This is a genomic window from Streptomyces sp. NPDC045968 (genome assembly GCF_056430475.1).
The window spans coordinates 1-11,813 of sequence record NZ_JBWKLF010000016.1; the positions used below are offsets into that span (position 1 = coordinate 1).

An 11,813-nucleotide genomic window follows, 5' to 3' on the forward strand; every position below is an offset into this window, starting at 1 on the left:
TACTGCAGGGGGGACCCTGTGGGAGAGTAGGACGCCGCCGAACAATTATTCCGGGAAAGCCCCGTGCCCTTGTGGCACGGGGCTTTTCTGCGTTCACATACTGTTTGCGCGGTCACGGCCGGCGGGGCAAGATCTTCCAATGGACTATGTGATTCGAGGGGTTCGCGCCGAGGACTGGCAGTTGGCCAAGGAACTTCGACTGGCAGCTCTCCAGGACCCGATGGCACCCGTCGCCTTTCTTGAGACGTACGAGCAAGGCGTGGCCCAGCCCGACGCGTTCTGGCAGCAGCGGACCGCCGATGCGGCCGAGGGTGTCGTGGCGCGGCAGTTCATCGCCGAACGGCCCGACGGCGGCCTCGCGGGCACCGTGACGGTCCTGGTGGAGCGGCCGGACGGCGATACGCGGTTCGGGGCCGCTGCCGAGGTCGACCAGACCCACCTGGTCGGTGTCTTCGTGCACGAGCAGGACCGGGGGAAGGGCCTGACGGACGAGCTGTTCCGTACCGCGATCGACTGGTCCTGGTCGCTGACCGATCCGCGTATCGAGCGCGTGCGGCTCCATGTGCACGAGGGAAATCCGCGTGCCGCGGCCGCTTACCGCAGGATCGGGTTCGTACCGTCCGGGCAGACCGTGCCAGTTCCGCACGACCCGGCTTCCCAGGAGCTGGAGTACGTGATCGAGCGGGACCGGCCGTGACGTCGTGAGTGCGTCGGCCTAGTGGATGCCCGTGCTGGGCACCTCAAGAGGCCGGGGCCAGCGGGCGCGGCCCTGTTCCGGCGAGCGGAGCAGGACCAGAGGCGGCAGGCCCTGGTCCTGACCGGTCGACAGCAGCTCCGGAAGCTGGGGAAGCGGAGCAACGGCCGCGACGTCGTCGAGGACGAGCGTCATTGGTGGGTCGAGCCGACCGTCGGTTGACCGTGCGGCCAGGCGGCGGCCGTGCTCGACCACGTGCGCGGACAGTGCAGTGAGCAGGGGCATTGCACCGGGGCGGGAACGGGGGTCCTCGATGGGTTCACCGACCACATACAGCGTTCCCCCTTCACGCGTGAATGATTCCAGTGCGAGCGAATCCGCCCGGTTCGGTGTGCAGGCCTCGCGGACGTGGACCGAGGAGAGGGCGGCGAACGCCCGTACCGTCAGTTCCTGGGCCAGTTCGCGGCGTTCGGGATGGGCGGTGAGCGCGGACTCCAGCAGGCCGGCGATTCCGGATGCGGCCTTCGGGTGCGTACGGAGGAGACGTACCGCTTCGTGGGCGTTGCCGCCGAGGGCCCAGCGGTGGACCTGGCGGAAGGGGCGGCCGTCGACGGCCGCGGCGTGCAGCCAGCACTTCAGGAGTGTCTCCGCGGTGTCCGCCGTCGCCGCGTCCATGCGGGCCTGCGGACGCACGGGGGCGAGGAGTGCGGTGGCGCGGGCCGTGGCCACGTCGGGGTCTTCGCAGCCGGCCGTGGGGGACCAGTGGAGACGGGCCGGGGTGTCGCAGAGGTGGCCTGGGTCGTAGACGAGGACGGGGCCGAGCTTGCCGCGGGCGTCCTTCGTCTCGGCCCAGACCGTGGGGTCGGAGGTCACCACGAGGACGGGTCCCTCGGCGTCCTGGATGGCCTGGACGGCTGCGGGGCGGCGGGTGGCGGCGGGGCCGTACACGAGGTGTGGGGCGCGGGGGGAGGGGACGAGCGGGGCCGGGGCGGCGGGGGCCGTGGGGGTGGGTGTCGGCTCGGGGACGGCTTCGACGTACGTGGGGGCCGGGGCGGGCCGCGCCTGTACCGGCGCGGGGGCTTCGTACGTAGGGGCCTGGGTCTGGGGCTGGGGTTGGACCTGGACCTGGGCGTGGCGTTCGTTTCGGCGGGTCTCCCGTACGACGCGCCAGCGGGCCACGGCCCCCAGGACGAACACCGTCAGCACCAGGAGCACCATGAGCTCGCCGATGAACAGGCCCCAGAACAGCCCGTACCCGGAGAGGTCGCCCGGCGGGGTGGCGGGCCAGGCGCCCGGGAGGTTCTGCGGATCGGTGGCCAGTGCACGCAGGGCCAGGGGTGTCCCGGTGAACGTGACCCCCTGCGGCCAGGCGCCGTGGGCGAACAGGCCGGCCAGGCCGGTGGCTGTCCAGCCCAGGACGGTCAGGCCGAACAGGAGGCCCAGGAGACCGACCAGCAGCCCGTCGGGGAGGCCTCCGGTGCCGCGTTCCTCTCGGTTCGCTGCCATGTCAGGCCACCGTGGACTCGGACGACTCGTTCATCCGCTGCTGGTGCTCGATCCGGGCCGCCCGTTGCTCCGCCTCCAGCTCCGCGGCTCGTACGTCCTCGGGAAGCAGGTCGTTCGACGAGCCCTCGGTCATCGCGCGGTCCGTGAAGACGAGGGGACGTTCGGCTTCGGTGATGAGGTGTTTGACCACCTGTACGTTGCCGTTGACGTCCCAGACGGCGATGCCTGGGGTGAGGGTCGGGATGATCTCGACCGCCCACCTGGGCAGGCCGATCACCTTCCCGGTGGCTCTGGCCTCGTCGGCCTTCTGGGCGTAGATCGTGCGTGTCGACGCCATCTTGAGGATCGCGGCCGCCTCCCGGGCGGCGGCTCCGTCGACCACGTCGCTGAGGTGGTGGACGACGGCGACGAAGGACAGGCCGAGACGGCGGCCGAACTTCAGCAGTCGCTGGAAGAGCTGGGCGACGAACGGGGAGTTGATGATGTGCCAGGCCTCTTCGACCAGGAAGATGCGCTTCTTCCGGTCGGGCCTGATCCAGGTGTGTTCCAGCCACACGCCCACGATCGCCATCAGGATCGGCATCGCGATCGAGTTGCGGTCGATGTGTGAGAGGTCGAAGACGATCAGTGGGGCGTCGAGGTCGATGCCGACCGTCGTCGGGCCGTCGAACATGCCGCGGAGGTCACCGTCGACCAGGCGGTCCAGGACGAGGGCGACGTCCAGGCCCCAGGCCCGTACGTCGTCTATGTCGACGTTCATCGCCTCGGCGGACTCGGGCTTCGGGTGGCGCAGTTGCTCCACGATGTCCATGAGGACCGGCTGCCGGTCGGTGATGGTCTCGTTCACGAACGCGTGAGCGACCTTCAGCGCGAAGCCGGAGCGTTCGTCGAGGCCGTGGCCCATGGCGACTTCGATGATCGTGCGGAGCAGGGCGAGCTGGCCGGTCGTGGTGATCGCCGGGTCGAGGGGGTTGAGCCGGATGCCGCCGTTGAGGGCGGCGGTCGGGTCGAGGCGGATGGGGGTTATGCCCAGCTCCTGGGCGATGAGGTTCCACTCGCCGACCCCGTCCTCGCCCTGGGCGTCCAGGACGACGACCTGGCGGTCGCGGAAGCGGAGCTGGCGGAGCACGTACGTCTTCTCCAGCGCGGACTTGCCGTTGCCGGACTCGCCGAGGACCAGCCAGTGCGGGGCGGGCAGCTGCTGTCCGTACAGCTGGAAGGGGTCGTAGATGTAGCCCTTGCCCGAGTACACCTCGCGCCCGATGATGACGCCCGAGTCGCCGAGCCCGGGGGCTGCGGTCGGCAGATAGACGGCCTGGGCCTGGCCCGTCGACGTACGGACGGGCAGCCGGGTCGTCTCGACCTTCCCGAAGAGGAAGGCGGTAAAGGCGTCCGACAACGCGGACAGCGGATCTCGCATGGCGTGAATGACCTCCCTCTCGGTCTCGCGGAACTCGGTGCGGTGTGTGGTGAGTGGTGCGTGTTGGGCGTCGGTGAGTGGTGGGCGGTGGGCGGGGTGCGTCGTCAGCGGCGGATGCCGGTGGCGAACGGCAGGGTGTTCACGAAGGCGCGGTGGTGCTCGCGGTCGCACCACTCCAACTTCAGATAGGACTTGCCGGCCGAGGCCCGGATCGTGCGCTTGTCGCGGGCGAGGGCCTCGGGTGAACGGGACGACACGGTGATGTACCCCACCAGGTTCACTCCGGCCGCGCCGCTGGCCAGATCTTCACCCCGCTGGTCGAGTCGCCCGTGGGCCGCGATGTCGCGCGGGTCGACGGTCCGGTTCATCTTGGCCTGGCGGCTCGCTTCGGCCTCGTCGTTCGTCTTCTCGGTCAGCATGCGCTCGATGGCGACCTCGGTGGGTTCGAGGTCCATGCAGACCGCGACCGTACGGATGACGTCCGGCGTGTGTACGAGCAGCGGGGCCAGGAAGTTGACGCCGACGGGCGTCATCGGCCACTCCTTCACCCAGGCCGTGGCGTGGCACCAGGGGGCGCGGGTGGTGGACTCGCGGGTCTTGGCCTGGAGGAACGTCGGCTCGACGGCGTCCAGTTCGGCCGGCCAGGCGTTGCGCTTGGTCATCGCCTGGATGTGGTCGATGGGGTGGTCGGGGTCGTACATGGAGTGCACGAGGGAGGCGAGGCGGCTCTGGCCGAGCGGCTGGCGTACCCGGATGTCGGCCTCGGCGAGGCGGGCGCAGATGTCGGTGAGCTCGCGGGCCATGACCACGGCGAGGCCGGAGTCGCGGTCGAGCTTGCGGCCGCCGTGGGGGCGGGCGGCGCGGGCCATGGCGTTGGCCTCGGCGGCCAGCTCGCGGCTGTAGTGCATGCAGGCGACGAGGTAGGCGCGGTGCTGCTCGCTGGAGGTGGAGACCATCGACTGGAGCTGGTCGTAGGACTCCTGGAGCCAGCCGGGGGAGGTCGCGTCGCCGCGCTGGGCGACGTCCTTGGCGTGTGCGTCGGGGTCGGCGGGCAGGGTGCGGGCCAGCATCTGGAGGCGGGTCACGAAGCCGTCGCCGTTGGCCACGTGCTTGAGGAGGGTGCCGAAACGGTCGACCAGAGCCTCCTGGTCCTCGCTGTCGCGCAGGCCGACGCCGGGGCCCTCGATCTCGATGGCGGCGGTGACCGTGCGCCGGTCGGCGTGCAGGAGTACGGCGATCTCGTCGGGGCCGAAGGGGGCCGCGAGCCAGCTGATCCGGCCGATGCCGGGGGGCGGGCCGATCTCGACCTCACGGCCGTCGGCGCTGACGCCGGCTTCCATGGCGGGGGAACGGTAGGCGGTGCCCCGGCGCAGGGACCGCTTGAAGCTGCGGTTGATCTCGAACCACTTGTAGAAGGTCCGGTGCTTGTACGGGACGTACACGATGGCGAGGGCCAGCAGCGGGAAGCCCATGAGGAGCACGATCCGCAGGGACAGGACGGGGACGATCAGCCCGCTCATCATGCCGAGGAACGCGCCGACGATGATCAGCGCGATCTCACCGGTCTCGCGGTTCTTGCCGACGATGGCGTTGGGCCGGGCGCGGCCGATGAGATACGTACGGCGGGGCGCGATGTTGTGGGACTGAGTCGTCAACGCCCTCCACCTCCTGTGCTGTTGTTACCTGTGCTGCCTGAACTGCCGCCCCGGGGGGAGCGGCTGCTGTGGGGTGTACCGGAGGTGGGACCGGAACCGCTGCGGGGCGGGGGCGCGGCGGCGGACCCGCCGCTGCCGCTGCCGCCGGTGCCGCGGGAGCTGTGGGCGGCGACGCCGCCGCTGGCAGGGTTGGCGGAGCGGGCACCTCCGCCTCCGCCTCCGCCGCCGCTGTTCTGGTCGTTGCGGCCGCTGTGGGTCTTGATGCCCTGGGAGACGAGGGCGGCGGGGGAACTGATCAGGGCTGCGGCCTGGGAGCCGTCGGTGGCCTGTTTGCGGTTGGTGCGGGCGCCCTGGATCTCGTCGCCGAAGCCGGGGACGAAGCGGTAGATCATGGCGGAGGCGAAGATGGCCAGCAGGATGATGGAGAGGCCGGAGACGACGGCGGAGAAGGCGTTCGGCCCGTCGTCCTCGGAGAGGGCTCCGGCGAGGCCGAGCACGATGACGATGACCGGCTTGACCATGATCACCGCGATCATGATGCCTGCCCAGCGGCGGACGTGGCCCCACATGTTCTTGTCGACGAGCCCGGCGTAGACGACGACTCCGAGGAGCGCGCCGACGTAGAGCAGGGCGGCGCGGATCACGAGCTCCAGCCAGAGGACTCCGGCGGCGAGGATCGATACGAGCGAGACGACGATCAGCATGATCGGTCCGCCGCCGATGTCGTCACCCTTTTCGAGGGCCTTGGCGAACGATCCGAAGAAGACGTCCGTCTCGCTGCCGCTCGCGGAGGAGATGACTTCGGTGATTCCGTCGGTGGCGGAGACGATGGTGTAGAGGATGAGCGGGGTGAAGGCGGAGGCGAGGACCGTCAGCCAGAGGAAGCCGACGGCCTCGGACACGGCGGTGGCCAGCGGAACGCCGCGGATGGCGCGCTTGGCGACGGCGAGCAGCCACAGGACGAGGGTCAGGACGGTGGAGGCCGCGAAGACGACGGCGTACTGCTGGAGGAACGTGGGGTTGGTGAAGTCGACGTTCGCCGTGCTCTTCACGGCCTCGCTGAGCTTGCCGACGATCCAGGCGGCGGCGTCGGCGCAGCCGCGGGCGAGGGAGGAGAGGGGGTCGAGGGCGTCGTCGGTGGTGGTGGGGGCGCGGCGGGCGGAGCCGGCGGCGTCGTCGCCTTCGCAGTAGTCCTTGGCGGGGCCGACGATGAGGTCGCAGTCGTCTTTGCCGGACGGTGTCGGCGTTGGAGACGGAGCAGCGGCGGCGCGAGTCGCCAGGATCACCAGCGTGGCCTGAGCGCCGGCGAGGATCGTGCCGATCTTGAGTACGTGGCGCGTGCTAGCGGGCATATGTGAACCCTCCGTACTCCTGGACTGCCCTGGCGATCTCGTCAGCGTTGGAAGCCGTACGGTCTGTGTTGACCGGGGCGGGGCCTTCCTTTTGAGCGAAGCTGTCGACCTTCCAGTCGTCAGTCACCCACTGGAGCTGCAGCGTCATGGTGAACCAGTCGCTGCTCACCGGATTGGTGGAACTGATGCCCGCCGTGCCGAAGACACCGGTGCACCAGACCTCGACGGTGGCGGAGCTGGCCGAGTACGCGGTCACCTTGGTTCCGACGGGAGTGGTTCTTGAGACGTATGTCAGGCCCTCGGCGGCATTGCCGTTCTGGTCGAGCCCGACTTTGCCGAGGAACTCATCGTTGTAAGCCTCGTTGAACTTGGCTTCCAGCTCACCAACCCGCTGTGCGACGAAGATCTGGCGCACGATCTCGCCCCGGCGATCGGGCTTGAGGATCTCCGCTGATACCAGCGCCACCGCATAATTCGCCGCCGCGCTCTGCGCCCCCTGCTCGTCATGTGCGAAGCCCGAGGCGATGGTGCCGTTCTTGCCTGTGACCGGCTTCGTGCCGGTGGCGGCTGTGGGGCCCGTGTCCGTCGTGCCCGGCTTTTTCGTGGTGCCGCCGGACGCGTCCTCGTTGTTGCCTCCGCCGCGGTTCGCGAACGCGATCGCTGCGATGAGGAGGACGACCACGCCCACCACCATGACGAGGGAGCGGGAGGCGCGGGCGGGGCGGCGGCCGTGGTCGCCGCCGTCGCCGTCGGGGAGGCGTGTGCGGGTCTGGCGCGTGCCGCCCAGCGTGCTGTACGGGTCGTCGCCGCGACCGCCCGTATCGCCGCGGTAACCGTGATCGTCGCCCTGGCTCATGCCGCGTAAGCCCCCTCAGCCGTCTGCAGTGCCGCGTAGTACGACGGTAGCTGTGCTGGTTGCCGCGCGTGCGCGGTGTGGTGACTGGACATCAGGGAGACGCAACCTCAGCCGGTGGGCACGACGGACGGATGGTGTGAGGTGGGCGGGGACGGCCCGGGGTGGAACGGATGACGTCGGGTCAGACCGCCATGCCGTACACGATGGTGAACAGGGTGCCGAGCGATCCGATGATGAAGACGCCCGTGAGTCCGGCCACGATCAGGCCCTTGCCCTGTTCGGCGCTGAACGTGTCGCGCAGGGCCGTCGCACCGATGCGTTGCTTGGCCGCGCCCCAGATGGCGATGCCGAGACAGAGCAGGATGGCTACGGCCATCACCACCTCGATCATGATGCGTGCCTCGTTGCCGAGGGTGCCGAACGGCCCCCAGTTCGGGGCGATTCCGCCGATGATGGTGGTGATGTCGCCCTTTTCAGCTGCCAGGATCATGTAAGTCACCGCCCCTGTTGGGTAGTTCGCCGCCCGTACCGTCCGGCACGGGTCGCCTTCTATCTTCGCTGATGAAACCGCGCCCGTACGACGCCTTCCCGTGTCTCTTTACCCGGATCTCGCACGTTTGACCGGGACGACCACCCTGACCTGCGGCTCGTGTCCACATCTCCGTGCATATGCATGGTTACTCTGTGTATCACGGGGTGTGACCACGAGCAACGACGATGGCCCCGGGTTCCTGATGCGGTTGCAGCGTTCGGTCAGGGCGTCCCGTTCGTACGCGCCGTTCGAGAGCCGTTGTCGCGCCGGTGGACTTTCGGCCGACGTGGCGTCAGAGCACGGTGCGGCGCGCGTCAGTGGCGCGTTTCGGTCTCCGCCCGGCGCCCGTGGACCGAGGGCCGTCGTGGGGGCCGGTCACGAGGAGAGCTGGGCCAGGTCGTCCGCGGAGAGTTCGATCGCGCCGGCGGCGACGTTGTCGACCAGGTGGTCCGGGTTGCCGGTGCCGGGGATGGCCAGGACGTGCGGTCCGCGGTGCAGGGTCCACGCCAGCCGGATCTGGGCGGGGGACACTCCGTGCGCGTGGGCGACGGCGCGTACCTGCTCGCTCTCCGTCGTACCGGCGCCCATGCCCGCCTCGCGCCCGGCGCCCGCGATCGCGTAGAACGGCACGAACGCGATCCCCTCCTCGCCGCACCTGCGCAGGAGCGCTTCCTGTTCCGGCCGGGCGCCGATGCCGTACTGGTTCTGTACACACACCACCGGCGCGATGGCCTGGGCCTCGGTGAGGTGCTCGGCGGTGACGTTGGAGAGGCCGAGGTGGCGGATGAGCCCGGCTTCGCGCAGGCGGGCCAGAGCGCCGAAGCGCTCGGCGATCGACCCGGTGCCGACGATGCGCAGGTTCACGACGTCGAGGTGGTCGCGGCCGAGCTGGCGCAGGTTCTCCTCGACCTGGCCGCGCAGCTGCTCCGGGGTGGCGGCGTGGTCTATCCAGTCGCCCGCGGGGTCGCGGCCCGGTCCGACCTTGGTGGCGATGACGAGGTCGTCCGGATAGGGAGCGAGCGCGTGGTTGATCAGTTCGTTGGCGGAGCGCAGGGGAGAGAAGTAGAAGGCGGCGGTGTCGATGTGGTTCACACCGAGTTCGATCGCGCGGCGCAGTACGGCGATCGCGCGTCCCCGGTCGCTCGGCGTGGCCTCGGCCGTGAGTGCTTCGCCGGTCTGGGGGAGGCGCATGGCGCCGAATCCGATCCGGTTGACCGGAAGGTCGCCCAGCTTCCAGGTGCCTGCGGCTGCTGCGTTGATCGTTTCCTCTGAGGTCATCAGCGGATTCTGCCAGTTGGGGGTGTGGGGCCCGCAGGTATCCGGCCGAGTGCCCGCCGGTGTTCGGCCGTGCCGGCAGCTCCTGGCGGGGCTGTCGGCACGGCGTGGCTCACGCGTGGGTCAGCGCACGTCGACGAAGTCGCCCGAGCTGGTGGCGGGGCCGGTGGTGGAGGTTCCGCCGAAGATCCAGCGCCAGTACCCGTCCGTGGACGCGGTGACGGAGGTCTTCAGGGCGCCCGTCGAGCCGGCCGTCACGGTCTTGACGGTGGAATAGGCGGAGGTGCCCTTCTTGCGGAACTGGAGCTTGACCGACTGGCTGCCGTAACCGGTGTACGAGTGCTTCACCCAGTCCGCACGCTTGAGGCTGCCGGTCACGGTGAGGGCCTTGCCCTTGCTGACCGGTTCGGGGCCGGCGTTGGCTGTGGCCTTCGCCCATCGCTTGATCTGGACGCCGCCGGAAAGCGTCGCGTACTCCTCGGTCTTGAGCCCACCGTTGGACGTGAAGAGGCTGGCCGCCATGCCGATCTTCCAGGTGGTGGCGTCGCCGTTCGAGTCGAGGTCGTAACGCGGGTCGATCGTGAGCTCGCCCTCGCAGCGGGCCACCCGGTAGCTCTCGTCGTAACACGTGTACGACCCCATGTGGAGGCCGCCGCTGTTCGCCCCCTTGGCGGGGGTGGTGCCGTGGAAGAGGAACGGTTCCGCCTGCCAGGCGAACGGATCGTCGGTGTTGTAGCCGGAGGGGAGGGAGACTCGGAAGGTGACGGGCGGGGTCTTCTCGTCCGAGGTGCCCACCACGATGGGCTTTCCTCCGTTGATCACCACCGATGACACGGTGACGCCGGTGTCCGCGGCCTGGGCCGTCGGGGCGCTGAACACCGAGAGGGCCAGGGCCCCCACGATCGCGGCCACGGTGCCGGTTCTGCTGCCTGCCTTCAATGCACACCTCTTTGCTGCGTGTACGGGATGCGAAACCGCCCGCCGGGGCACGTGGCACCGACGGGCGGGGCGGCAGGTTATCAGCGGCATGGGCATGACGCGCGAGGGGGGACGGTCAGGGTGTGAGAGGGCGGTACCAGGCGTCACTGGCGGGCGTTGGCGCTCCCGGGTGCGGTGTCGGTCTCGATGCGGTGCAGTTGGCTATCCCTGGGGGACTGTCCCTGAAACACAATTTCTGAGGGAAGCGGGCGAGCGGGGCATCACGCTGGACGCGCTTTTGTCCCGTGCCTCGGACGAGCAGCCCACGGCGTCCTGCCTGTCGGTACCGAGCCACTGCCCGAAGCCGTGCCATCTCCGCGCGGTAGATGGCAACCGACTGGCCGGGCGCCGGTACCAGCTACGCGCTCCGGGTCAGCAGACCGGCGTCGATGACCTCGGCGATGAGGGTGGCGCCGCGGCTGTTCTGGTGGATGTGGTCGGTCGTGAGCACGAGACCTCGCCGCCGCGAGATCGTGTCGAGGCTGCGGCGCAGCACTGCGTGCTGGAGGAGGACGCCGACGACCGCTGCGGGCGTCACCTCCCGGTATGAAATCGGCGGCGGGTCCGCTTGACGCAGTTCCTCGATCTGGCGTTCGTGGAGCGGAAGGTAGGCCACCTCGTTGGTGGCGGCTACCTCGGCGATCATCCGGCTGTACGCCTGCGATGCCTGTGCCGCCGTTCCGTCGAGTTGCTGGCCGAGTACCGGTAGCGACAGCAGACCGATCGTCGCGTCGGTCTCCGCTCGCAGCCGTTCGACGACGGCTCCCAGGCACTGTTGGAACCAGCCGGCCGACGGGCGATCGGGGAGCTGTTTGCGCTTCATGGCCTGCTCGACGGGGTAGCCGGCAAGGCTCGCTCGGGCGTCGTTGGTCCCGATCAACACGGTGATCACATCGGGTGGGTTCGTGACGACAGTATCGAGGCGCTGCAAGAGGTTGTAGGCGAAGTCGCCGTTGGCGCCGAAACGGGCAAGCTGCATGTCACCGGGAGGGTGGCGTCGTCCGAGGAGATCCAGGTAGTCGACGCTGAACTGCGCGCGGGTGAGGCTGTCGCCGAGGCACGCGATGCGTGTCGTCACGGCGCTTCCTCCGGGCTGAGCGCGCCGACGCGTTCGGTCGGGCGGGTGTCGGTCCGAGGACGGTGGTCGGTGCCGAGGGTGGCAGTGATGGCCAGGAGGGACGTCGGCCCCTCCATGTCGACCACGTGCCATACCCCGGCCGGGTTGATGGTGGCCTCGCCCGGCCCGAGCAGAACGGGCTCGGGCACCCCGTCCACGTCGCGGGTGACCGTCACGGACCCGCTGAGGCAAACGACCAGTTCGTCGCCTGCGGGGTGGCTCTCCCAATGGTCGCCGAGCCCGTCGCCGTCGAAGATCATCACCATCCGGCCCTCGGCGCCGTCGGCCGCGACGGCGGCGCTGTAGGCCTGGAGCACCTCCGGGTCCCAGGTGAAACCCTCGACGGGTTGCGCTCTCGATCCCAGTCCGAGGTGCACGGGGGTGGTCCGCAGGTCCACGGCATTGCGTTCGTGGTTGACGAGTCTCAT

The 11,813-nt window shown here is 69.6% G+C and carries 11 protein-coding genes; 1 reads left to right on the top strand and 10 read right to left on the bottom strand.

Annotation, left to right across the window (positions count from 1 at the left end):
* Nucleotides 1–139 precede the first annotated feature (139 nt).
* Nucleotides 140–697 (top strand): GNAT family N-acetyltransferase, encoded by a 558-nt coding sequence (locus AC07FA_RS32130; protein WP_479079867.1) that lies wholly within the window; start codon nt 140–142, stop codon nt 695–697.
* An 18-nt stretch (nt 698–715) separates the two neighbouring features.
* Here AC07FA_RS32130 and AC07FA_RS32135 read toward each other — a convergent pair whose 3' ends face one another.
* From AC07FA_RS32135 to AC07FA_RS32180, 10 genes are all read right to left on the bottom strand, one after another.
* On the bottom strand, nt 716–2,200 hold the full coding sequence (locus tag AC07FA_RS32135) for a type IV secretory system conjugative DNA transfer family protein (RefSeq protein WP_479079868.1): 1,485 nt from the start codon (nt 2,198–2,200) through the stop codon (nt 716–718).
* Between the two features lies 1 nt (nt 2,201).
* Nucleotides 2,202–3,620 carry an ATP-binding protein gene (locus AC07FA_RS32140; RefSeq protein WP_479079869.1) on the bottom strand — a complete coding sequence of 473 codons (1,419 nt, stop codon included), beginning with the start codon at nt 3,618–3,620 and terminating at the stop codon, nt 2,202–2,204.
* Between the two features lie 104 nt (nt 3,621–3,724).
* Nucleotides 3,725–5,275: an SCO6880 family protein gene (locus tag AC07FA_RS32145; protein ID WP_479079870.1), complete on the bottom strand. Its 1,551-nt coding sequence runs from the start codon at nt 5,273–5,275 to the stop codon at nt 3,725–3,727.
* A complete protein-coding gene (locus tag AC07FA_RS32150; RefSeq protein ID WP_479079871.1) occupies nt 5,272–6,627 on the bottom strand; it encodes a hypothetical protein in 1,356 nt (451 codons plus the stop codon). Before AC07FA_RS32150 ends, AC07FA_RS32145 begins: the two co-directional genes overlap by 4 nt.
* Nucleotides 6,617–7,483: a DUF8175 domain-containg protein gene (locus AC07FA_RS32155; protein WP_479079872.1), complete on the bottom strand. Its 867-nt coding sequence runs from the start codon at nt 7,481–7,483 to the stop codon at nt 6,617–6,619. The genes AC07FA_RS32150 and AC07FA_RS32155 overlap by 11 nt, the downstream gene beginning before the upstream one ends.
* A gap of 181 nt (nt 7,484–7,664) precedes the next feature.
* Nucleotides 7,665–7,973: a hypothetical protein gene (locus tag AC07FA_RS32160; protein WP_014047394.1), complete on the bottom strand. Its 309-nt coding sequence runs from the start codon at nt 7,971–7,973 to the stop codon at nt 7,665–7,667.
* Nucleotides 7,974–8,390: 417 nt separating this feature from the next.
* Nucleotides 8,391–9,293 (bottom strand): aldo/keto reductase, encoded by a 903-nt coding sequence (locus tag AC07FA_RS32165; protein WP_479079873.1) that lies wholly within the window; start codon nt 9,291–9,293, stop codon nt 8,391–8,393.
* A gap of 120 nt (nt 9,294–9,413) precedes the next feature.
* Complete coding sequence (locus tag AC07FA_RS32170) at nt 9,414–10,229, bottom strand: hypothetical protein (protein WP_479079874.1); 816 nt, start codon at nt 10,227–10,229, stop codon at nt 9,414–9,416.
* Between the two features lie 397 nt (nt 10,230–10,626).
* Nucleotides 10,627–11,346 carry an SGNH/GDSL hydrolase family protein gene (locus tag AC07FA_RS32175; RefSeq protein WP_479079875.1) on the bottom strand — a complete coding sequence of 240 codons (720 nt, stop codon included), beginning with the start codon at nt 11,344–11,346 and terminating at the stop codon, nt 10,627–10,629.
* On the bottom strand, nt 11,343–11,813 hold the full coding sequence (locus AC07FA_RS32180; protein WP_479079876.1) for a cupin domain-containing protein: 471 nt from the start codon (nt 11,811–11,813) through the stop codon (nt 11,343–11,345). Before AC07FA_RS32180 ends, AC07FA_RS32175 begins: the two co-directional genes overlap by 4 nt.

Excerpts from the sequence above, each read along its gene's own strand:
- AC07FA_RS32130 (WP_479079867.1), top strand. The coding sequence starts at position 140 with ATGGACTATGTGATTCGAGGGGTTCGCGCCGAGGACTGGCAGTTGGCC.
- AC07FA_RS32135 (WP_479079868.1), bottom strand. The coding sequence starts at position 2,200 with ATGGCAGCGAACCGAGAGGAACGCGGCACCGGAGGCCTCCCCGACGGG.
- AC07FA_RS32140 (WP_479079869.1), bottom strand. The coding sequence starts at position 3,620 with ATGCGAGATCCGCTGTCCGCGTTGTCGGACGCCTTTACCGCCTTCCTC.
- AC07FA_RS32150 (WP_479079871.1), bottom strand. The coding sequence starts at position 6,627 with ATGCCCGCTAGCACGCGCCACGTACTCAAGATCGGCACGATCCTCGCC.
- AC07FA_RS32155 (WP_479079872.1), bottom strand. The coding sequence starts at position 7,483 with ATGAGCCAGGGCGACGATCACGGTTACCGCGGCGATACGGGCGGTCGC.
- AC07FA_RS32160 (WP_014047394.1), bottom strand. The coding sequence starts at position 7,973 with ATGATCCTGGCAGCTGAAAAGGGCGACATCACCACCATCATCGGCGGA.
- AC07FA_RS32165 (WP_479079873.1), bottom strand. The coding sequence starts at position 9,293 with ATGACCTCAGAGGAAACGATCAACGCAGCAGCCGCAGGCACCTGGAAG.
- AC07FA_RS32180 (WP_479079876.1), bottom strand. The coding sequence starts at position 11,813 with ATGAGACTCGTCAACCACGAACGCAATGCCGTGGACCTGCGGACCACC.